We start from the raw sequence: 23,190 nt of genomic DNA on the forward strand, positions 1-23,190 counted from the left end.
GGCGGGGGTGGGGTTCTTCGGGTTTAATAAGCAATCAAGCGGACATGATATAACATACTTCTCGAAATATTAGCCCATACTAAATAGAGACGCAATGATTGCGTCTCTACAAACCACCTATTTCGCCTTCTGACGTGTAATTGCACCCAGCAAAAGCATACTTGTGAATTAAATTATTCCTGGGCCTCTACCGCGTTTGTCACCCTTTTCGGTCAACTTGCCTTCCTCGTCCTGATTAACTTCTGCGAGTTCTTCAACACGTTCGGCGGTATCTTCTGCTGCTTGTTTACGTGCATCACCCGGTTCTTCGTAGTACATTTCCGGTTCAACAGCATAGTTGTTCAACAAACCTTCTTTGTCCACAGTATAACCGTCAGTGGTGCGTATACTATCTGGATCGGTTTGGTCATCCGTAGGTGCATCTGCCTCCCTTTCTTCTGTGGGGAGTGTTTTGTACAGATTTCCTTCTCTTTCCATTCGAGCAGCTGTTTCAGCTGGGATAATGCCGCGATCGTATGTATCGGATTCAGCGCGATCGGATGAATCTATACCTTTGTTAACTCCTTCATTAGCCATAAATTATGTCCTCGTTAAAGAATGTATTAATTGACACTTTCCGCTCTAAAAAGACGGAGATTCTTAAAACATCACTGTTTTGATATCCTGATTTCTCAGGTTCCCAGGCTGACTACGTTTGCACAAAAAAGTGCGTAGTCATATCTCCTCAAGGTTGTTTCGGGCATCACTTCCCCCCAGTCTGGGGGTAGGTTTTTAAATCTTATACTGATCTGAGTATTTTACCATGTTCAATCACAAAATTGACTTAAGCCTAAAGGCTTTTTGCCCTTTTCATCCCTTGTCTAAAGTACAGATGTATCGACCTTAGGTCGGACACATCTTCAAGTGTTTTCAAGCAGCATTCTTATAACTTCAAAAACTAGATTAGGCTTTTTTTCATCTCCGAGCGACTATCTTTAGAGGTGATTAAAATTTAAATATAATGTTATACTCTCTATCTTTTGATGTATCCAAAAGACTAATCTTAAGCCCGGTTAAATACTGATAATTTACGCTTATTGGGTAAAACAAGGGTTTTGACTGAAGGTTTACACACTAGTTTGATAGACTTCTTGCATAAATCAAAAAAAGAACCCCTCCCCGCCTGCGGGTGGGGTGTTAGGGGACTTTTGCAAGAGGTTTAATGGGTTAGAAATTTATTCGCCCAGAAATTGGTTTTTCAGAAATTGAATTTCATCGGCTAATTCTTGACGAGTAGAAGCCTTCAGTAGATAACGGAAAATAAACCAACTGGCGTAACTAATTCCAACTAACTCAAAGAGCGGTGATAGTAGTGGAATATGAGTGATTGCATCCAGTACTGCTAATACTACCTTCGCTGAAACAATCGCCGTCAAAATTAAAGCAACGGTTATTAGAGGCTGCTTGTAGTCCTTAAAAAAGTTACTTAAGTATTCGGGCAGTTGCTCCAAAAATTGAGTAGCTTGTCTGCTAATTTGCTGCCATTGAGATTCAGGTTCAGCTGCTGGTAATAACCTTGGCAAGTTTGCAGTATCTGTACCTTCAAGTGCTAGCGTACCTTGCGATAAGGAAGCATTGATGGATTCATCTTGCTGTTGTTCGGTTTCCATAATTTCTATTTTCGGCGATTACAAAGAGCTTGTATAACTGAACTGAGCATCAATAAATATAATTATTAAGTTCATCAGTTTTCCATTCTGAGTGGTCAGTAACAAGTATAACTGACCACTCAGATTGAGCAGGAGCATCTAAATTTATTTATGCCTACCTACTCACTTAGATATATTGTTAGCTGCCTTATGGTTTTGCTGGGGCAACAGTCGCTTTAACAACTACAATTTTGACGCCTTTAATTTGCTTAGATAAAGGTTCAATCTTAGCCAACTCCTTTTGATTGCTCACAGTTCCGCCAACAGTTACAGTCCCATCGTCTGCGGCATTAACTGTTAGTTGACTCTTGGGTATGTTAACCTCCAACTTGGAGCGAACTTCACTTGCTAAGTCACCTTTAGCTCTTGTTGTATCGCCACCAGTGGTATTATTGCGCTGTTCGCGGGCGCGAATATCAGAATTAGCTTGTTTTCTGCGAACTTCACTTTGTGCGTCTTGTTGAGAAGCCTCTGTTGTTTTTGCGGTCGGTGTTTGGGGAGCATCATTAGCATTATTGGGTGCAGATTCACTTGTTTTAGAAGCGTTATCACAAGCAGCAACACCAAAAACTAAAAGGCAGCTAATTAAGAAGGGGGTTAGCTTTTGCATATGTTTAATTCGGAATCGGAAAGTGAAATTTGCTGATATTTACGGCAGAAGGGAGGAGCAAGTTTTTTAGTCAGGAGCAAAGTTTTCGACTTTTGGCTCCTGCAATTTTGTAGAATTAGTGTGAGTGAAAACTACCTTGGGTTAGAGTGTTTCATCACGACGATCAACAATGACTACGGCAGGCTCGTCTCTATCAGGCTCTGTTGATGAGTAATTGGTGCGATCGCTCTGATGCGTTACTCTGTCGAAACCTGGGCGATGTTCACTGATCTCAGTGGCATCATAGATAGCAAATTCTTCAATACCTCGACGTTTGAGAATCGCTTCAGCTTGGTGGATTTCAGCTTCCGTACCATCGATAATTACTAAGTAGTCCCCTCTTTGGAAGCGATCGCCATAAACTCGCGCCCTGTCTTCAGGAATTCCCAAGCCAACCAGTCCGCCAACAATACCCCCAGCAGCTGCACCGATCGCACCGCCCGCCGCTGTTGTCGCCAAAGCTGTGGCTACTGCGCCACCTGCAATCACTGGCCCGACTCCAGGAATCGCTAAAGTCCCAAGACCAACTAATAAGCCAGTCAAGCCGCCTAGAACACCGCCTGTAGCTGCTCCAGTTTTTACCCCATCGTCTGCTTTATTTCCTGTACCGACCTTTCTATCTACATCTACACCAGCGATCCCTTGACCGTTTGTATCCTTGGCAATGATGGAGACTGTACTTAAGGGAAAACCCGCATCTCGTAATTCTGTAAGTGCTGTTTCTGCATCTCGACGATGAGAAAATACCCCAATTGCGCGTCTAGCAACACCGCTATGAGCCGCAGTCGGAGTTGGAGTGACATAATCAGCGGTTGCATTTCTCGCATCTGGGTTGTCGTAAATGCCAAACTCTTCCACACCCTGACGTTTTAGAATTGCTTCTGCTGTGAGGATTTCTGTATCTGTGCCATCGACGATGACTAAATAGTGTCCTCGCCTTACGCGTTCGTCGTAAACTCTGGCCCTTTCTTCGGGAATTCCTAAACCAATCAATGCACCAAGCAAACTACCAGCTACTGCACCAATACCAGCACCAGCCAGGGTGGTAGCTAGGGTAGTTGCTGCGGCTCCAGCGAGCATAATTGGCCCAATTCCAGGAATTGCCAAAGTCCCAAGACCGACTAATAAACCAGTTAATCCGCCCAAAGCACCGCCTGTAGCTGCTCCGACTTTAGCGCCTTCGTCAGATTTATCACCGACGCGATCGCGTACTTCTGCCCCAGCAATATCATCTTTGTCTCCATCCTGCGTAATCACGGAGACTCTATCCATGTCAAAGCCGACATTTTTTAATTCATGTAGGGCATTTTCAACATCTCGACGATTAGAAAATACACCTACACCACGTTTATGTACACCCACAACCATTATTTTCTCTCCTCAGCAAAAACCAATTATTCACTATATTTATAGCTCGTAATAACCCTTATTAATACATATTTGTGTTTATTTTTAATCAATCGTTTGGAATAATTTTTATCTCTATCATTAGATATAGGTGCTTTGAGCTAATCTAAGTTAACAAAACTTCATAGATATCAAATAAATTATGTTTTGCAAAAACTTAGATATTCACTATTTTATTTGTCAAATTTTTGTCTAAAATAGGAGTTTTAAAATTAACTAAATTTCTTTCTGCGAAAAAATTATCTATTAGATGTAATCCTTAGTAGGGACACACAGCTATATATCGGTTTAAACTTCAGGATCAATCTGCTTTATTTCGTCACCCAATTTTGTAGAGAGAGTCAGGGTCACTAGAGAACGCTTGCCAGTGCTGGCTTCTATCTTAGAAGATTAACACCAATAAACATTGTTCCCTACCGTTTGGTACTCTACCTCACCCGTTTGAAACTTGCCGTATCTGTGGATGCATTTTTATAAAATTTACTTTTGTTAAGAAGATTTTATGAGATGATCACAAAATCATTCAATTCAACCTAAATTCTTTTCTTTAGTTAAAAAGTAATAACAATATTTGTTTTTTGTAAAATACGACTTTTGGCAAACAAATTTATTACTTAAGAAAGTGTCAGCTTGTATAACTAATAATTAAATTAATGAGTAAGCCATTTATGAAATGGCTATTTAATTGAGTGCAAGTGAGAAAATCCTATGTTTCAAGGTGTTTTAACTATATTGGGATGGAACTGGCTGCCTTTTGGATTAGCGCCGATAACTTTAGCTCAGGAAGTACTAACTCCAGAAGAAGCATCAGTTCTTTTTTCTGGCCCTAAATTCTTGGTAGCATTGCTGGCTGGGGTTTCGATGGCATTTGCCTTTCAATTGTTATTCACAAACTTTTCAGTCGCTGTCGGAATTTCATCTTGGGAAATTGACTCAGATTCTGATGATGAAAGTTTGGGTAGTAAAATTCGTGAAGTTCAAGCTAAAGTTGGTTCTTGGGCATTGATAACCGCTAGCATTGCATTATTTATTGCTTGTTTTCTAGCGGTAAAACTTAGCTTAATCGAAAGTGCATTTTTAGGAGCAATTATCGGTGTAGTCATTTGGTCTACCTATTTCTCATTGGTAATTTGGTTGGGTTCATCGGCGGTAGGTTCTTTAATTGGTTCTATCGCTAATACTGTCACTTCTGGTTTTCAAGCTCTGATCGGTACAGCAACTGGTGGCATTGGCGCTAATGCGGCGAAAAAACAGTTAGTTTCTACTGCTGAAGATATTACAGCCGCAGTCCGGCGGGAATTAACTTCAGGTTTTGATCCTGAAGGTATTAAAAATACCCTCCAAAGTTCATTAGGTTCTCTGCAATTACCAAAGCTGGATATCAAAGAAATTCGTAATCAATTTGACCAGCTTTTGAAAGATCCAGATTTGGAATCTGTTGCTAACAGCGACCTATTGCAGAATATCAACCGCCAAACATTTGTTGATTTAATCAGCAGCCGCACAGATTTATCTAAAGAAGATATCAATCGCATTTCTGACCAATTTCAAGGTGCTTGGCAACAAGCTTTGAATCGCAAAAATCCCACAGAACAAGTAATTAATTTGCTCAATTCTGCTACTCCCGAAGAACTGAATTCGGAGCAATTAGGTGAACGGCTTCAACAACTGGTTACAGTTGGAGGTGGTAATGGCAATGGTGTAATCAAGCAAGCTATTCGATATGGCTTGAGCGCTGCTGCACCAGCAGTTCTGGATCGGGTAAATCTTTCCAATATCGATGTGAACAAAATTACAACTCAGTTGCAAAAGCTGAAAGAGAAAGTTCAAGATGTCGATGTCGATCAAATCACAGCACAACTCCAAAAAATTAGAGAGCAAGCAACTGAGCAAGTATCTGCCAAATTGCCAATATCACTCAAAAACACGATTAAGGCAGATGTAGAAGAATACATATTGAATTCCTTTCCTTGGCACTTTAACCGAATTACGCTAGTAGATGAATTTCCAGAAGTCATCTATGACGTAAATGCAGATCCGACAACTGTGAGACGGGAGTTGGAAGAACTAAATCAAGAATATTTTACCAACTTGCTGAAGCGGCGGGATGATATTAGTGAAGCCAGGGTGAAAGAAATTGCCGAACAAATGGAAAGCGATCGCCTGGAAGTTTTAGAAACTGTAAAGCAGGCCCAAACGCAAGAAAAAGGGCAAGATTTCCGCAGCCGCATCGAAAATTATCTACGTTCGACGGGGAAAGAAGAACTCAATCCTGAAGGTATTCAACGGGACTTTGCCAAGTTGCTGGAAGATCCAGAAGCTGGCTTTGAAGATTTAAGTAGCCGCTTCGGGCAATTTGACCGCGACACTTTTGTACAATTGCTTAGTCAGCGTCAAGATATCAGCGAAGAAGAAGCTAATAATATTGTTAGTCAACTCGAAAGCAAACGCGATAATCTCTTGAATGGTGCTAGAGAAGTGCAAGAACAAACAAAAGCGAAAGCTGATGAATTGCGCCAAAGAGTTGAAGACTATCTGCGGAATACTAACAAAGACGAACTTAATCCCGAAGCAATCAAACGCGAGTTTGGAGTTTTACTAGACGATCCGCAAGCCGGAATTAGCCTTTTGCGATCGCGCTTATCGCAATTCGACCGCGACACACTAGTACAATTGCTTAGTCAGCGTCAAGATTTGAGCGAAGAACAGGTAAACCAAACTCTCGATCAGCTCGAAGCAGTCCGAGATAATATTTTGCAAGTACCGCAGCAGGCGAAAGAACAGTACGAAAAAACTACAAAAGCGCTCGCCGAATATCTCCGCAATACCAACTTGGAAGAACTTGATCCAGAAGGAATCAAGCGCGATTTGGAAAAATTACTCGATGATCCCAAAGCCGGAGCCTTAGCACTGCGCGATCGCTTGTCAAATGTTGATCGAGAAACCTTGGTTAAACTCGTGAGTCAACGTGGAGACTTGAGCCAAGAGCAGGTTAATCAGATCATTGATCGCGCCCAAGATGCGATTGGTGATATTGTGAAAGCGCCACGACGTTTGGCCAAGCGTACTGCTCAACAAGCTTTAGATTTTGAAGCTAATCTTGAACAATACCTGCGTAATACCAACAAAGAAGAACTCAACCCAGAAGGAATCAAGCGCGATTTGCAATTGCTGCTGTCTTCTCCCCGCGCTGGAATTGGGAATTTAAGCGATCGCGCCTCGAAATTTGACCGTTCGACAATTGTGGCGCTATTATCCCAACGGGAGGATATCTCAGAAGAGGAAGCTAACCGAATTGTGGATCAAATTGAGTCGGTTCGCACCTCCATTGTCGAACAATTCCAGCAGATTCAGCAGAGGGTGCAATCAGTGCTGGATGGGGTTTTTGCCAAAGTTCGGAACTATCTCAACTCGCTGGATCGTTCGGAACTCAACTATGAAGGGATTAAGCAAGACTTTGCGAAAGTGTTCGACGATCCACAAGCTGGATTTGAAGCATTGCGCGATCGCCTCAGTCAATTTGATCGTGACACCCTAGTTGCTGTCATCAGTTCTCGTGAGGATATTTCTCAGGAGGACGCGAACCGCATTATCAACCAAATAGAAGCTGCGCGGGATGGCGTACTGCAACGAGCCGAACGCATCCAGCAAGAAACCCAAAAACGCCTGAAAGCGATCCAACAGCAAGCTAAAAAGCAAGCCGAAGAAACCAAAAAGACTGTTGCAAATGCTGCCTGGTGGATATTTGGGACAGCTATCACTTCCCTATGTGCCAGTGCGATTGGTGGTGCGATCGCTGTGACTGGGATAACTCTACCTGGGTAAAATATCTCTGTCATCAGGAATTTTGATAAAGTACTAAGTGGTATTCAGTCTTTACAAATGAATGCCACTTTTTTTTATAAATAAAACAAACTACCCCCCAGGTAAGTAGGTTGGTGCTATTAAAAGTAACTATGTAAAGTTTTATAAAGATTATGAAATGTGCTTTAATTAAGCTTGGTTGTTCATGTACATACTTTTAGATGATTTGGTTTTTCCCCACCAATCTACTTACGATCACGACCTTGTTATTCCGATATAGATTAAAAAACCTTATCTGAAATCAAGGGTTTCAGATTTTGTTTTGGCAAGAGTAAAAAAAGATGGTTAATTATTCTTTCTTATAGATAGAAAAAAGTACGCTTGAGAGTAATATCATAGTCTTGTTATTCTGAATACAGTCACAACGTCCTAGAACCCATGCAATTCTCTAGGAGAAAATCTGCTTGTTCCCTAGCAGCCTACTACTGGAACCAGTGAAGACATCAGGCACAAGGATATGACATGACTATTGGCACAATTTTGATGCCAATATCATCAATACATCTAGTGCTTCTCAAATCTTCCCAAATATTCAGACTTAACAGCAAAGACCTGCTCCAATCAGGTCGGGTTCAGTTATCTCTTCCCACTCGTTATTTCTCCACCTTGTTTTCTTGGACTTGCTTAATGAAAGTATGAAATTCAAAAATTCAATATTTGAAACTGTTTCCTTTGTGCCTTTGGGGGAAACCAAATTCATACTCCTACATCAGCAACGCCGTTTTCTGATGGGGAAGTGACGAGGTAATTTTTTTACCCTTGAAATTTAGGAGCAGCTCATTAATGGCAATTATCAACCTTATCCCTGGTCTCAATATAACTATTCCTTCGGGCAATACCGTCGGCAATATCGTTAGCACTCCTAGTGGTAACAAAACCATTAACGGCACTAATGGTAATGATGTCCTTATCGGTGGTAGTGGCAACGACAGCATTAACGGTGGTAATGGCAACGATGTGATTAACGCCGGCAATGGCAACAATACCATTAACGGTGGTAATGGCAACGATATCATTAACGCTGGTAGTGGCAACGATAACCTCATTGGCGGATTGGGCAACGATGTGATTAACGCCGGCAATGGCAACAATACCCTTAACGGTGGTGCTGGCAACGATATCCTTAACGCTGGTAGTGGCAACGATAACCTGATCGGTGGTGATGGCAACGATATCCTTAACGGTGGTGCTGGCAAGGATATCCTTACTGGCGGTGCTGGCAACGACACACTTGTTGGTGGTACTGGCAACGACACACTCGTTGGCGGTGCTGGCAACGATGTTTTCAAGTTCAACTCAGTTTCAGATAGTCCTTTTGGTAAACGGGATCTTATCGCTGACTTTGTTGGAAAGGGTAACTCGCTAGGTGACCGAATCGATGTATCTGCCATCGACGCTAACACCACTAAAGCGGGCAACCAAGCCTTCACTTTCATTGGGTCTGCCGCATTCTCCGCACCTGGTCAGCTGCGTTATTCAGGAGGTATTCTACTAGGTAACACTGATAGCAATCTGTCACCTGACTTTGAGGTTCGGCTTGTAGGAGCGCCACAACTAGTGGCAAGCGACATTATCCTTTAATTTCATCGACCTGCCTTGAAAATAAGGCAGGAGGCAGAATTCTGATCATTGAACAGTCGCGGGGAGAGGTAAGTTTAGCTTGCTTCTCCCTTTTATAGTGATTATCTTATTGGCAATTACTTCGTTATACATAACTACAGAAACCACCAAACAAATCTCAAGCGGCAAAACCAACCCTATCTGAAATCAAGGGTTTCAGATTTTGTTCTGGCGAAAGTAAAAAAATGGTTAATTATTCTTTCTTATAGATAGAAAAAAATACGCTTGAGGGTAATATCATAGTCTTATTATTCTGAATACAGTAAAAACCTCCTAAAAGCTATGCAATTCCGTAGGAGAAAATCTGCTTGTTCCCTAGCAGCCTACTACTGTAACTAATGAATACATAAGGCACGTGGATATAACATGACTCTTGGCACAATTATGATGCCAGCATCATCAATACATCCAGTGCTTCTCAAGTCTTCAGACTTAACAGTAAAGACTTGTTCTAATCAGGCTTGGTTCAGTTATATCTTCCCACTCGTTATTTCCCCACCTTGTTTTCTCGGCGTTACTGAATAAAAGTGTGAATTCAAAAATTTAATGTTTGAAACTGTTTCCTTTGCGCCTTTGGGGGAAACCAAATTCATACTCTTAATCAGCAACGCCGTTTTCTAGTGGGGAAGTGACGAGGTAATTTTTTTTACCCACCAAGTTCAGGAGAAGCTCATTAATGGCAATCATTAACGGTATCGATTTAATTAATATTTTCGGCGGTAGTGGTAACAATACCATTAACGGCAGTAGTGGCAACGATGTCCTTGTTGGCAGTAGTGGCAACAATAGCCTCTTTGGTGGATTGGGCAACGACGTCCTTAACGCCGGCAATGGCAACAATACCATTAACGGTGGTAGTGGCAACGATGTCCTTGTTGGCAGTAGTGGCAACGATACCCTCTTTGGCGGATTGGGCGACGATACCCTTATTGGCGGTAGTGGCAACGATAGCCTTATTGGCGGTAGTGGCAACGATAGCCTTATTGGCGGTAGTGGCAACGACACACTCGTTGGCGGTGCTGGGACTGATATTCTCACTGGAGGACCAGGTAACAATAATTTCGAGTTCAACTTAATTTCAGAGAGTCCTGCTGGTTTTTCACGGGATGTGATCACTGACTTTGTTGGAAACGGTAGCTTGCCAGGTGACCGAATCGATCTATATAGCATCGACGCCAACTCGATTCTAGCGGGCAACCAAGCCTTCACTTTCATTGGGGCTGCCGCATTCTCTGCACCCGGTCAGATCCGTTATTCAGGAGGTATTCTCCAAGGTAACACTGATGCGAATCTGTCGGCAGACTTTGAGATTCAGCTTGTAGGAGCACCACAACTAGTGGTAAGCGACATTATCCTTTAATTTCATCGACTGCCTTATTTTCAAGGCAGGAGGCAGAATTCTGATCATTAAACAGTCGTGGCGAGAGGTAAGTTTAGCTTGCCTCTCCCTTTTATAGTGATTATTAGATTTCTGTACTTAGGCGCATTGACAAAATGCACTCGGCTTTAACAAATCCCCTTCTCTACGAGAGGCTGCGCCAACGGGACGGGAACTCTTAATAGGGAAGAGGGAACAGAAAAGAGAGAATTAGCCCCGTTCGCGGTAACGTCTTGTAGAGTTGCAAGACTTTAAGCCGTACTTCGTCCCGCTACGCGCTTTCGCCCCTCGTGAGCGAAAAAATCCTTGTATCCCAAGGTAGGTTGAAACCCAATCCCCTTGTGGGTGGCTTAATGTTCCCCGTTCCCCGTTCCCCGTTCCCTGTTCCCTTTCATCTCTCAAGAATGGTATTGCTGTAATCAATCACGGGTGAGTAACACATCAAATACCAACAAAGCATATTTTACCAACCAACAAAGTCGCTGATATTGGCTGCACGCTCCAGATTGATAATCTCCTTAACACTGTTAATTAGCAACAGAAGCACATCTGAGAAATAGAGAATTGCCAATGCTTGCTAACGGTCGATCGCGCCGCATAAGCATGAGAAAATCAGGTAATACAATCGCAATACAAGCGATGATGCCACGTAAGGAAAAAAGATGTCAGAGAATTTGAGAAGCCAAATTGTAACGCAAGGGGTGCAGCGATCGCACTGGTCAACAAGGCTTTTAATTTATTGGCAATTACTTCGTTATATATAACTACAGAAATCACCAAAAAAATCTCAATAGACAAAACCAACCCTATCTGAACAAAGGGTTCAAATTTTGTTCTAGCGGGAGTAAAAAAAGATGGTTAATTATTCTTTCTTATAGATAGAAAAAAGTACGCTTGAGGGTAATATCATACTCTTATTATTCTGAATACAGTAAAAACCTCCTAAAACCTATGCGATTCCTTACGAGAAAATCTGCTTGTTCCCTAGCAGCCTAGTGCTGGAACCAATGAATACATAAGCTACAAGGATATAAGATGACTATTGGCACAATTTTGATGCCAGTATCATCAATACATCCAGTGCTTCTCAAATCTTCAGGCTTAATAGTAAAGACTTGTTCTAATCAGGCTTGGTTCAGTTATATTTTCCCACTCGTTATTTACACACCTTGTTTTATCGACGTTAGTGAATAAAAGTGTGAAATTCCAAAATTCAATTTGAAACTGTTTCCCTTGCGCCTTTGGGGGAAACCAAATTCATTTAATCAGCAACGCCGTTTTCTGATGGGGAAATGACGAGGTAATTTTTTACCCTCTAAGTTTAGGAGAAACTCACTATGCCAACCATTAACGGTACTAATCGCGCTGACAATCTTAGTGTTCCTTTTTCTAATTCTTTTGTTCCTTATCTTATCAACGGGTTTGACGGCAACGATACGATTCAGGGCGGTTTTGGCGGCGATACGATTAACGGCGGTGATGGCAACGATAGCCTTGTTGGCGGCGGAGACGGATTGATAAACGGCGGTGACGGCAACAATACGATTCAGGCCGGTAGTTTTGGCGGCGATACGATTAACGGCGATGATGGCAACGATAGCCTTGTTGGCGGCGGAGACGGATTGATAAACGGCGGTGACGGCAACAATACGATTCAGGCCGGTAGTTTTGGCGGCGATACGATTAACGGCGATGATGGCAACGATAGCCTTGTTGGCGGCGGAGACGGATTGATAAACGGCGGTGACGGCAACGATACGATTCAGGCCGGTATTGGGACTGAGATTCTCACTGGAGGATCAGGTAACGATATTTTCAAGTTCAACTCAGCTTTTGATAGTCCTGCTGGTGTTTCACGGGATGTGATCACTGACTTTGTTGGAGTTGGAAACAGTATCTTTCCAGGTGCAGGTGATCAAATCGATCTATCTACTATAGCGCTCAACCAAGCCTTAACTTTCATTGGGGCTAGCGCATTCTCTGCACCCGATCAGGTTCGTTATTCAGGAGGTATTCTCCAAGTTAGCATTTTTGGGAATCTGTCGGCTGACTTTGAGATTCAGCTTGCAGGATCACCACAACTAGTGGCAAGCGACATTATCCTTTCTGCTACTGACGATAACAGTTCTGCTACTGACGATAACATTGACAGTTTCAGCATAATGCCAAGTGGCACTAGTGACGGACGTTCTCCAACTGGCTACTCTTCTGGGAGCAGTGATGAAAACGGCACTATCTTTACCAGTAGTGTTAACAACAATAACAACTATATTATTAAATCCGGTAGTGGCAACGATACTATTAACTCTGGCGGTACTGGCAACGATACTATTGACGGCGGTAGTGGCAACGATACTATTAACGGCGGTCGTGGCAACGATATACTCACTGGCGGTACTGGGACCGATCGCCTCACGGGAGGATCAGGTAACGATATTTTCAAGTTCAACTCAGTTTCAGATAGTCCTGCTGGTGTTTCACGGGATGTGATCACTGACTTTGTTGGAAACGGTAACTTGCCAGGCGATCAAATCGATCTATCTACAATCGACGCCAACTCCACTATAGCGGGCAACCAAGCCTTCACTTTCATTGGGGCCAGCGCATTCTCCGCACCCGGTCAGATCCGTTATTCAGGAGGTATTCTCCAAGGTAATACTGCTGGGAATCTGTCGGCTAACTTTGAGATTCAGCTCGTAGGATCACCACAACTAGTGGCAAGCGACATTATCCTTTAATTCAATAGACTTGTTGCAAAAGTCCCTAATACCCCACTTATAAGCGATCGCTCTCATAGCATTTGATTTCGTTCAAATCATAAGACTCAGATCCTCGACTTCTTAGAGAAGTCGAGGATCTCGTTGTTCACGAATGATTTAGGATTGCTATAGAAGTGGGGTTCTTATTTTTGATTTATGCAAGAGGTCATGCTCGCTGATGTTCGATCGCACCGCGCATACATGAGAAAATCAGGTAATACAATCGCAATACAAGCGATGATGCCACGGAAGGGAAAAAGATGTCAGAGAATTTAAGAAGCCAAATTGTGACCCAAGGGGTGCAGCGATCGCCTAATCGAGCTATGCTGCGAGCAGTTGGTTTTAAAGATGAAGATTTCAATAAAGCGATTGTGGGCATTGCCAACGGTTACAGTACGATTACTCCCTGTAATATGGGGATCAATCAACTGGCGCTCATAGCAGAAGTTAGTATTAAAACCGCCGGGGCGATGCCGCAAATGTTCGGCACAATTACCATTAGCGATGGCATTTCGATGGGAACAGAAGGGATGAAATATTCCCTAGTGTCGCGGGAAGTGATTGCTGATTCCATTGAAACCGTCTGTACTGGACAAAGTATGGATGGTGTGCTAGCGATTGGCGGTTGTGATAAAAATATGCCAGGGGCAATGCTGGCGATCGCGCGGATGAATATCCCGGCGATCTTTGTTTACGGTGGCACAATTAAACCCGGTCACTATAACGGACGCGATTTAACTGTTGTCAGTTGTTTTGAAGCTGTTGGTCAATATAGTGCCGGAAAAATTGACGAAAAGGAATTATTAGAAGTTGAAAATCGGGCTTGTCCTGGCGCTGGTTCCTGTGGGGGAATGTTCACAGCTAACACCATGTCTTCAGCATTTGAAGCGATGGGGATGAGTTTGCCCTATTCTTCGACAATGGCGGCGGAAGATGCCGAAAAAGCCGACAGCACGGAAAAATCGGCTTATGTGTTAGTCGAAGCGATTCGCAAACAAATCTTACCCCGCCAAATTATCACGCGTAAATCTATAGAGAATGCCATTTCTGTGATTATGGCGGTGGGTGGTTCGACCAATGCAGTGTTGCATTTATTAGCGATCACCCGCGCTGCTAATGTAGAGTTAACTCTGGATGACTTTGAAACTATCCGCGCCCGTGTTCCCGTTTTGTGTGATTTAAAACCAAGTGGTAAATATGTAGCGACAGATTTGCACAAAGCTGGTGGTATTCCGCAAGTCATGAAGATGCTACTTGTGCATGACTTATTACACGGTGATAGCCTCACCATTAGCGGCCAAACAATTGCAGAGATATTAGCAGATATCCCAGAAGAACCATCCGCCAACCAAGATGTGATTCGGACTTGGAATAACCCGATGTATCCCCAAGGACATTTAGCTATTCTCAGAGGTAATCTGGCAACGGAAGGGGCTGTCGCCAAAATTACCGGCGTGAAAAAACCAGTCATTACCGGGCCAGCACGGGTGTTTGAATCGGAAGAAGCCTCTTTAGATGCAATTTTGGCGGGTAAGATTCAACCTGGTGATATTCTAGTCATCCGCTACGAAGGGCCAAGGGGCGGCCCGGGAATGCGAGAAATGTTGGCTCCCACCTCAGCAATTATCGGTGCTGGTTTGGGTGATGCTGTGGCATTAATTACCGATGGGCGCTTTTCTGGGGGTACTTACGGCATGGTGGTTGGTCATGTTGCTCCAGAAGCGGCAGTTGGTGGTGCGATCGCTCTTGTAGAAGAAGGCGATAGTATTACTATTGATGCACCGGCTCGTTTATTGCAGTTGAATATATCGGAAGCAGAATTGGCCCGTCGTCGTGCCAACTGGCAACCTCCGGCACCACGTTACACTAAAGGCGTGTTGGCGAAATATGCCAAATTAGTCTCTTCTAGCAGTATTGGTGCTGTAACAGATTTGGACTTGTTTTAATTAACTTGACATGATATAGCGCAAGTTTACCTACCTTTAACAAGGGGCTTAAGCCCCTTGTCTGGTTAGTTGAGATGGTCGCTGGATTTACACCGTCCTCTACTAGTTTGATCTAGTGATCGCCTCTAAAGAAGTTGCAAGGACAAACTCAGTAACTTACTTTGCGATCGCAAGCGTGGTAAAACAAATTGCTGTACCGAAAAAACTTGTCAGATGAAATACTGTTGATCGCCTCTAAGTTTGGAAGCTATTGAAGAGGGATATTCTCTGTTTATACCAGATTTTTACCTAAATTTTATGAGTTTTTGGAAAAATCTTGAAAAAGTTTCAGGAAATTTACATAGAAGATGTGATGTCAATCGATATACTACAGAAATAGAATTGACCATCAACTGCTGAAAAACCTAAAAGGGCACAAAATGAGTTCTGAATCTAACGTCAAACTGACGATCGCTCTTTCTAATTCAGATTTAGATGCAGATGAGCAAGAACGGGAAACACGGAATTTGCTGCGAGAAATCAAAGACTTAGATGTGGAAAGTGCTGAACTTGTAGCAGTTACAGAAATACCCGAAGGAGCCAAGTCTGTTGGCGGGTTTCTGGTGGGGGTGTTGCAGACAGAGGTGAGCCTTGCCAATTTTAAGAAATTGTTGGGATTTTTGGGCGATCGCTTGGGTAACAAAACCGTTGAATTAGAAGTTGAGGCTAACGGCAAAAAACTTAAAGTCAAAGCTAGCAGTCAAGAAGAATTAACCGCCGCCATTGAACAAGCACAAAAGTTTGTCGCAGGTAACTAATAAATTCCAGCAGTAAGGAAGAATAACGAGATGGCGAAAGTAGCGCTGCTAATCGGAGTCAGTGAGTATGAGTCTGGTCTTAGCCCGTTACCTGCGGCGACAAAAGATGTCGAAGCAATGCAGCGAGTTTTGCTGCATCCAGAAATTGGCGGTTTTGATGACGTCACACTACTGATAAATCCTCAACAACATGTAATGCAGGAAGCGATCGAAATCTTGTTTGATGGTCGTCAAAAAGATGATCTCTTACTGCTATTTTTCTCTGGACATGGGATTAAAGATGAGAGTGGTAAACTTTACTTTGCAGCTCGCAACACCCGCAAAAATGACAAAGGAGTGCTAGTTAAGGCAACAACAGTACCAGCTAACTTTGTGCATGAGGTCATGAGTAATAGCCGTTGCAAACGCGAGGTAGTAATTCTCGATTGTTGCTTTAGTGGTGCGTTTGCCGAAGGTCTGTTAGCAAGAGATGATGGTTTTGTAGATGTCAAGAATCAATTGGGTGGAGAAGGGCGGGCTGTTCTCACTTCTTCCACCTCAACCCAACTTTCCTTTGAAGAGCAAGGGGCAGATACCTCAACTTACACCCGCTATATAGTTGAAGGCTTGGAGAATGGTGCAGCAGATCGGGATGAAGATGGTTGGATCTCTGTTGATGAATTACATGATTATGCTGCCAAGAAGGTACAAGAAGCAGCTCCAGCGATGAAACCAGAGATATATCCTATCAAAGGCGGCTATAAAATCAAACTTGCCAAAGCACCAAGTAATGATCCCAGACTCACATATCTTCGAGAAGTTGAATATTGGGTAGAGGGTGGTAACGGTGAAATTTCTGTTGCTGGTCGCGCTGCATTGGACGCACTACAAGAGACTTTGAAACTATCATCTGAAGACGCGGCTGCAATTGAAACTCAGGTTTTAGCACCTATCGAAGACAAAAAGAAAAAATTGCAGCGATATGAGCTAGCGTTCCGCGACGAGATTAAAAAAGGGTTTCCTCTTAGCGATAAAACCCGCCATAACTTGAAACGTCTTCAGCAAGCGTTAGGACTCAGAGATGAAGATATAGCTTTAATCGAAGCTCCGATAATTGCCGAACAGCCACTTATTACACCTCCGGTAGGTGTCAATCCTCCACCTCCCCAAAATAGCAATTTTCTAAACTATGTGATAGCGGGAATCATCGGAGTAGCTATTGGCGGTACTATAGTATATGTTTTTCGACCTATATCTACACCTCAAATTACAGAAAATGTCTGTGTTCAAGAGCCGTATAGCTTGAACGACAGAATTAGCTTGGGTGAAAAAATTTTATTAAAACAAGATACAAATCCAGATAAAGAAGCTGGAGTTAAAGCATTTGCTAAAGGTGATTGTCAGGCTGCTATTGATAAGTTAAATTCATATCGCGCAACTAATCGTACAGATCCAGAAGCATTGATTTACTTGAATAACGCTCAGGCTCGGCAGAAAGGTAATTTTCTCAAAATTGCTGTGAGCGTACCTATTGGCAATAATTTGGAATTATCACAAGAGATGCTACGCGGTGTAGCTCAGGCTCAAGATGAACTGAATAAAAATGGTGGCATTAATGACAAGCTATTGCAGGTGGTGATTGCTAATGATGATAATGACCCAAATATAGCCTCAAATATTGCCACCCAGTTTGTTAACGATAACAGCATTTTGGCTATTGTCGGGCCTAACTCTACTAGTGCCTTAATTAATGCTGCCACTGTGTACCTCCAGAAGGGGAACGGGCTAGTGATGATATCTCCCACCAGTTCTGCTCCACTGCCTCAATACTACAACTATATATTCCGCACTAGTCTCCGTACTAACCTAGTGGCAGAAAAACTGTCTAATTACGCGATCAAGAATGTTCCTAATAGCAATATTCTTGTTTGTGCTTATTATTCCACCAGTATTGATCATCAATCGCTCAAAGATGAGTTTGCCAAAGCGATAAGGTCTGTTGGCGGACAGATTAATCACACAGATTGTGATATTTCTGCCTCCAACTTTGACCCCAATGCAGTGATTTCTCAAGCTATTGCCAGTGGTGCAAATGGCTTGCTATTAACTTTCCCGATAGACGAAAGGAAGAAAGGTCTAGCGGTGGCACAAGCTAACAAAGGTCGTTTGCCTCTATTTAGCAATCCTGGTCCGTATACGCAAAAAATTCTACAGGAGGGGAAAGGCGATGTTGACGGCATGGTACTTGCCGTCCCTTGGTATCCTCAAGCATTTACTGGTAATCCTTTTGGGCAGAATGCTCTGAAACTTTGGGGTGGTACAGTGAATTGGCGAACGGCGACGACTTATGACGCTACTTTAGCGATCATCGCAGGTTTGCGGCAAACCAACAAGCGTAATGAATTGCAGAAGGTGCTGCACAATCCAAGTTTTTCAGTTGATGGTGCAACGGGAAAGATTCAGTTTTCCCCATCAGGCGATCGCATAAACAATAAAATCTTCTTAGTCAAAGTTCAACAAAAATCTGGAACTAATGAATATGAGTTTGTAGCGATTCAACCTTAGTTTTGAAGCTTTACTTAATAGCGATCGCACTTACTCATTCTGATATTTCAAAATAGCGAATAGAGAAATCACGGAAATCTAATTGACAGTCAACTGCATATTCTTTACTTGGGGGGCGGCTGTCAATACGGTTCGGATAAGGTTTTTTAATGATACATCCTAGATTGCAAAGACGCGATAAATCGCCGTCTTTACAATAATCAGTCCTTTGTCTTGACGGCGATTTATCGCGTCTCTTGCCTTAACCGAACCGTATTGGGGCGGCTGTGGCTTTGATGAATAAAGCTGCGGGCGATCGCTTTATTGGTCAGGCGAATAAAGCACAGTAGCCGGGACAACCAGTGCCCCTCACCTTCGACAGTCTGTCTTTTGACACAAATTCAGTTTCAGCAAAGAATGTAGACATAAAAAAATGCGTTAGAGTGTGACAATTAATGCCTTCCCTCAAATATTTTTCAAAGCCCTTCATCTTCCTCCTTTCGACGTTGATAGCTACGCCCGTACTTGCTCATACCGTACAGATGTCAGGCGATGTTGGAGCTACCTTTCATATTGAACCCAATGACAATCCCCAGGCTGGAAAACCTTCCCTTGCTTGGTTTGCTTTAACTCACAGAAGTGGGCGCATCATTCCCCTATCGCAATGTAATTGTCAGCTCGCAGTATATGCGGTTCCTCATGAGAAAAATGCTCCGCCTCTGATCAGTCCAACCTTAAAACCTGTCAATGGCGATCGTTATCAAGGGATTCCCGGTGCTGAAATTACTTTCCCTACAGTCGGAGAATACGAATTGAAACTGAGTGGATACCCGAAAAAAAATACTGGATACAATGGTCGATTTATACCTTTCACGCTAACCTACAAGATTATCGTTGCTGGAAGTTAAGTAATTTTTCCAACAATATTTGAAGTGAAAGTTACTGAATCTGCCATCAACAAAAAGAAGTAAGATTATGGGTCACAAGTTCAAAAATATTGCAATTATTTTCCAGTTAACCTTTGGATTACTGCTGCATTTTTCACATCCTGCTTTTGCTCAAACATCAGCGTCAGTGCTACCAGCAAAACAGGATAAACCATTAGTAAACGATACTGCCGAAAATACTGTCCAAGGGCAGGTCACTTCGGTATCCCAACTTTCAGATGTTAAACCTACTGATTGGGCTTTTCAAGCGTTGCAATCCTTAGTAGAACGCTATGGATGTATCACCGGATATTCTGACTCAACCTATCGTGGTAATCGTGCCCTCAGCCGTTATGAATTTGCCGCAGGTGTCAATGCTTGTTTGAGCCGGGTGAATGAATTGCTGGCCTCTACAACAAACAGTCTAGTAAAAAAAGACGACTTAGTGCTGTTGCAAAAGTTACAGGAGAGTTTTGCCGCAGAACTGGCGACCCTACGCGGTCGGGTGGATGGGCTGGAAGTGCGTGCTGCCACTGTAGAAAAGCAACAGTTTTCTACAACGACGAAGCTCTATGGTAACGCCCTCTTTTCCTTGACGGCTATTGGGGGTAACAAACAGGCTGATGGTAGTGGCGCACAGGTGAGTCGTAATCTGATTGCCAGTGATTTCCTGTGGCTGACTCTTGATACTAGTTTTACTGGTACTGACCTGTTGAGAACTCGGTTACAAGCTAGCAATACGCCTAATTTGCAGGTTGCCACTGGCACGAACATGGGACGGTTGACACTAGATGATTATGACAGCCCTAATCAACTGACTTTAGCTAAATTATCGTATCAATTTAAGCTAGGAGACAAACTCACCATCCATGTTGGTGCAAATGATGAACTACATGAAATGCTGGATGACGATGTGGATGCTGTTTCTCCTCTGGGTGATCATGTTAATGGTTCCATCTCACTCTTTGGGCAGTTCAATCCCATCTTCGCTATAGGCGGGGAAGATGTTGCCGGTGGTTCTCTCACTTATGAGTTTAGCAAGGCAGTGAGACTTAGCGCCGCATATGCTGCTGGTGGCAATAGCAATAATCCAAATTCGGGACTTTTCGGCGGGACTTATGTGGGTTTGACTGAACTTACCTTACGTCCAATCGACCATTTGACTTTTGCACTCACCTATACACATTCTTACAGTACTAACGATGATGATCCGAACAATGCGCTCAATACTGGTACAGGCAGTATCAATGCCAATGACCCCTTTAATGGCAGTCCTACTTCTGCTAACTCCTATGGTGTAAACATGGCTTATGATGTTAGTCGTAAATTCACCTTGGCAGCGTCGGCAGGCTTTACATACGCCCATGCGGAAGGAGGTGACAATCAGGGAGCCAATGCGGACATTGTGAACTGGTCGGTAACGGCAGCATTTCCCGATTTGGGTGGAGAAGGAAACTTAGGGGGGTTTATGATTGGACTACCGCCGAAGGTGACTAGTAATGATGTTGCAACTCGCGTAGATCCTAATAGCTCGCTGGAATTAGAGTTGTTTTACCGCTATGCCATCAATGACGCTATTGCGGTAACACCGGGAGTAATTGTAGTTACCAACCCAGAACAAAACAGCCATAATGACACAATCTATATTGGTACAGTCCGAACAACCTTCTCTTTCTAGGCGTTTGAGTAGCATCCATAGTAGAGTATGGCGCAAAGGGGACTAATATTTGTTTTGTATTTTAGAGCTTTACTTAATAGCGATCGCACTGACTCATTCTGATATTTCAAAATAGCGATCGCACTGACTCATTCTGATATTTCAAAATAGCGATCGCACCCAATCTTTAACTTACAGCAACTCGATAAATTCATCAACACTCAGTCCAACCTATCTGATAATTGCTCGTAAAGTTCCTTTGTCTAATTCTTGATTATTCGGAACAATAACTTCACTAAATGGCTCATCTCCACATAAAATAATGTGGCTTTCACGTTGTCGCAAAACATAAAAACCAGCCTTTCCCAAAGCTATGCTTTGTCTCCCCTCCCCGCAGGCGGGGAGGGGTTGGGGGTGGGGTTCCTTAGTCTCAAAAAATCAAAAAAGCCAAAATCCCTCACAAAATATCTGGATTTTCTCCCAACTCTCTCAATCTAGCTGCTAAACGAGCCGCTTTTGCAACTGCGGTTTGTGCTTGTGCAGCAGCAGCTTCGTCTGGTAACAAAACCAAATTCCCAGCTACATCATAAAACCGCAACCATATCGCCGTTTCTCTGTCTATTGTTCCCTCACTCGTTCCCAACCATAAACCTAACTTTTGACACCACAACCAACCACGCTCATTTGATGTCAAAGATTGATATTGCTGATTGTGATCTAAATGCCACCCTTGCAAAGAAGTCGGATCAAAGGGGTCATAGACAAAATAATCTGAAGTATGAAAAGTTTGTTCGTAAAGGTCTTTCTTAACAGTCTTATCTATTTTGGCTGTAGATGGTGACATTAATTCTACAATCACATCAGGATAACGACCGTTTTCTTCCCACACTACCCAACCTTGACGAGAATTAGTCCCGTCCACATTCAGGACAGCAAAGAAATCGGGGCCACGGAAATCCTGGTTACGTACTTGGGCGCTGCTGTAATAAATAAACATATTGCCACCAGTGAAGAAATCATTCCGGTCAATCCAAGCTTGTTGCAATGACCGAATCAGGACATTCATCGCAATACGGTGGCGATTTGATTCCAAGGGTTCTCCGTCATCAAAAATTAAATCTGTGGGCGGTGTGGGGTGTTCCCAGTCTACAACGGCTGTTGGGTTGTTTTCGGTAGTCATGAGCGATCGCCTTTCTCAGAAAGCCTTAGATTTTTATCATAAATTATTCTTCACCCAATCTCGAAAATTACGCATAGCTTGACTTCTCCCAATTGTTAAACACTGCTGAACATATTCATTGACTAATTCAACGATTGGGATATCAGGAAAATTAGGACTAGATTTAGATTTTATATATTTTCCTTCTTTTAGCAACAAAATTTCTAAACCTTGTTGTGTATGTCGCCAGAGTTCAGGAACTCTCAAAATTTCATAATTATCAAATCTAGTGCGAGAAGTAATATCAATTTCGATTGCTAAATCTGGTGGTGGGTCTATATTTAAATCTATGCGATTTTTCCCAATTACAGCAGCTTGATTTTGAATATAAAAACTGGTATCTGGTTCTAATGCTTGCCGCGATCGCTCATTTTTAAGTGTTGTGGAACCAAAAGGTTCAAAATCAATTTGGAGTTCGTCTAACAAGATTTTGACTAAATCACCAATAAGTTCTTTATCCTTTTCGTGTTCTGCTAAGGGAACCAGAATTTCTAACCAACCATCACTATAAGAAATACGTGCAGCACGTTTTTCTCCCATTTCTTCTAAAATATTTTCTAACTGCTGCCAACTAATATCTTTGAGCAACATTTGTTGACCAGGTTTAACAATAATTTGTTGCAGTTTTAAAAGCATATCACCTTGGAAACTGGATGTAGCAGATTGAATTTAGAAATAAAGTTTCTTAGTATCTAGGCATAAACAAAAGTTTGTAGTAAGGACTTTAGTCCTGATAATCTCTGCTCTAAGCGATAAA

Annotated in this window: 17 protein-coding genes; 9 read left to right on the forward strand and 8 right to left on the reverse strand. The window is 42.7% G+C overall.

Annotation, left to right across the window (positions count from 1 at the left end; translation table 11 throughout):
• Positions 1–168: 168 nt before the first annotated feature.
• The 4 genes from HWQ41_RS14060 to HWQ41_RS14075 form a co-directional block, all read right to left on the reverse strand.
• Positions 169–576, reverse strand: a complete 408-nt coding sequence (locus tag HWQ41_RS14060) for a hypothetical protein (RefSeq protein ID WP_292763582.1) — start codon at positions 574–576, stop codon at positions 169–171.
• A gap of 638 nt (positions 577–1,214) precedes the next feature.
• Positions 1,215–1,649: a CAAD domain-containing protein gene (locus HWQ41_RS14065; protein ID WP_292763583.1), complete on the reverse strand. Its 435-nt coding sequence runs from the start codon at positions 1,647–1,649 to the stop codon at positions 1,215–1,217.
• Between the two features lie 187 nt (positions 1,650–1,836).
• Entirely contained in the window at positions 1,837–2,298 is a 462-nt protein-coding gene (locus tag HWQ41_RS14070) for a BON domain-containing protein (protein WP_292763584.1), read from the reverse strand.
• A gap of 141 nt (positions 2,299–2,439) precedes the next feature.
• Positions 2,440–3,705 carry a histidine kinase gene (locus HWQ41_RS14075; protein WP_292763586.1) on the reverse strand — a complete coding sequence of 422 codons (1,266 nt, stop codon included), beginning with the start codon at positions 3,703–3,705 and terminating at the stop codon, positions 2,440–2,442.
• A gap of 747 nt (positions 3,706–4,452) precedes the next feature.
• On the opposite strand from HWQ41_RS14075, the gene HWQ41_RS14080 reads away from it, so the two are divergent.
• The 3 genes from HWQ41_RS14080 to HWQ41_RS14090 all read left to right on the forward strand — a co-directional run bounded on the left by HWQ41_RS14080 (position 4,453) and on the right by HWQ41_RS14090 (position 10,588).
• Positions 4,453–7,569, forward strand: coding sequence for an MFS transporter (locus HWQ41_RS14080; RefSeq protein WP_292763587.1), 3,117 nt, complete (start codon positions 4,453–4,455; stop codon positions 7,567–7,569).
• Positions 7,570–8,391: 822 nt separating this feature from the next.
• Complete coding sequence (locus HWQ41_RS14085) at positions 8,392–9,189, forward strand: calcium-binding protein (protein WP_292763588.1); 798 nt, start codon at positions 8,392–8,394, stop codon at positions 9,187–9,189.
• A 715-nt stretch (positions 9,190–9,904) separates the two neighbouring features.
• A complete protein-coding gene (locus HWQ41_RS14090) occupies positions 9,905–10,588 on the forward strand; it encodes a hypothetical protein (protein WP_292763589.1) in 684 nt (227 codons plus the stop codon).
• Positions 10,589–11,218: 630 nt separating this feature from the next.
• Here HWQ41_RS14090 and HWQ41_RS14095 read toward each other — a convergent pair.
• Entirely contained in the window at positions 11,219–11,404 is a 186-nt protein-coding gene (locus HWQ41_RS14095) for a hypothetical protein (protein ID WP_292763590.1), read from the reverse strand.
• 539 nt (positions 11,405–11,943) lie between these two features.
• Between HWQ41_RS14095 and HWQ41_RS14100 the strand changes: the two genes are divergently transcribed.
• The 6 genes from HWQ41_RS14100 to HWQ41_RS14125 all read left to right on the forward strand — a co-directional run bounded on the left by HWQ41_RS14100 (position 11,944) and on the right by HWQ41_RS14125 (position 21,235).
• Positions 11,944–13,344, forward strand: a complete 1,401-nt coding sequence (locus HWQ41_RS14100) for a calcium-binding protein (RefSeq protein ID WP_292763592.1) — start codon at positions 11,944–11,946, stop codon at positions 13,342–13,344.
• A gap of 281 nt (positions 13,345–13,625) precedes the next feature.
• On the forward strand, positions 13,626–15,311 hold the full coding sequence (gene ilvD, locus HWQ41_RS14105) for a dihydroxy-acid dehydratase (RefSeq protein WP_292763594.1): 1,686 nt from the start codon (positions 13,626–13,628) through the stop codon (positions 15,309–15,311).
• Positions 15,312–15,730: 419 nt separating this feature from the next.
• Positions 15,731–16,108, forward strand: a complete 378-nt coding sequence (locus HWQ41_RS14110) for a hypothetical protein (RefSeq protein ID WP_292763596.1) — start codon at positions 15,731–15,733, stop codon at positions 16,106–16,108.
• A gap of 30 nt (positions 16,109–16,138) precedes the next feature.
• Complete coding sequence (locus HWQ41_RS14115; protein ID WP_292763598.1) at positions 16,139–18,652, forward strand: ABC transporter substrate-binding protein; 2,514 nt, start codon at positions 16,139–16,141, stop codon at positions 18,650–18,652.
• Positions 18,653–19,086: 434 nt separating this feature from the next.
• Positions 19,087–19,539 carry a hypothetical protein gene (locus HWQ41_RS14120; RefSeq protein ID WP_292763599.1) on the forward strand — a complete coding sequence of 151 codons (453 nt, stop codon included), beginning with the start codon at positions 19,087–19,089 and terminating at the stop codon, positions 19,537–19,539.
• 67 nt (positions 19,540–19,606) lie between these two features.
• Entirely contained in the window at positions 19,607–21,235 is a 1,629-nt protein-coding gene (locus HWQ41_RS14125) for an iron uptake porin (RefSeq protein ID WP_292763601.1), read from the forward strand.
• A 210-nt stretch (positions 21,236–21,445) separates the two neighbouring features.
• Here the strand turns inward: HWQ41_RS14125 and HWQ41_RS14130 are convergent, their stop codons facing one another.
• From HWQ41_RS14130 to HWQ41_RS14140, 3 genes are all read right to left on the reverse strand, one after another.
• A complete protein-coding gene (locus HWQ41_RS14130) occupies positions 21,446–21,583 on the reverse strand; it encodes a type II toxin-antitoxin system HicA family toxin (protein ID WP_292763602.1) in 138 nt (45 codons plus the stop codon).
• Between the two features lie 88 nt (positions 21,584–21,671).
• Complete coding sequence (locus tag HWQ41_RS14135) at positions 21,672–22,394, reverse strand: Uma2 family endonuclease (protein WP_292763603.1); 723 nt, start codon at positions 22,392–22,394, stop codon at positions 21,672–21,674.
• Between the two features lie 36 nt (positions 22,395–22,430).
• On the reverse strand, positions 22,431–23,069 hold the full coding sequence (locus HWQ41_RS14140; RefSeq protein WP_292763604.1) for a Uma2 family endonuclease: 639 nt from the start codon (positions 23,067–23,069) through the stop codon (positions 22,431–22,433).
• Positions 23,070–23,190 lie beyond the last annotated feature (121 nt).

This window comes from Nostoc sp. NOS(2021) (assembly GCF_017115025.1).
Lineage (GTDB): Bacteria > Cyanobacteriota > Cyanobacteriia > Cyanobacteriales > Nostocaceae > Nostoc.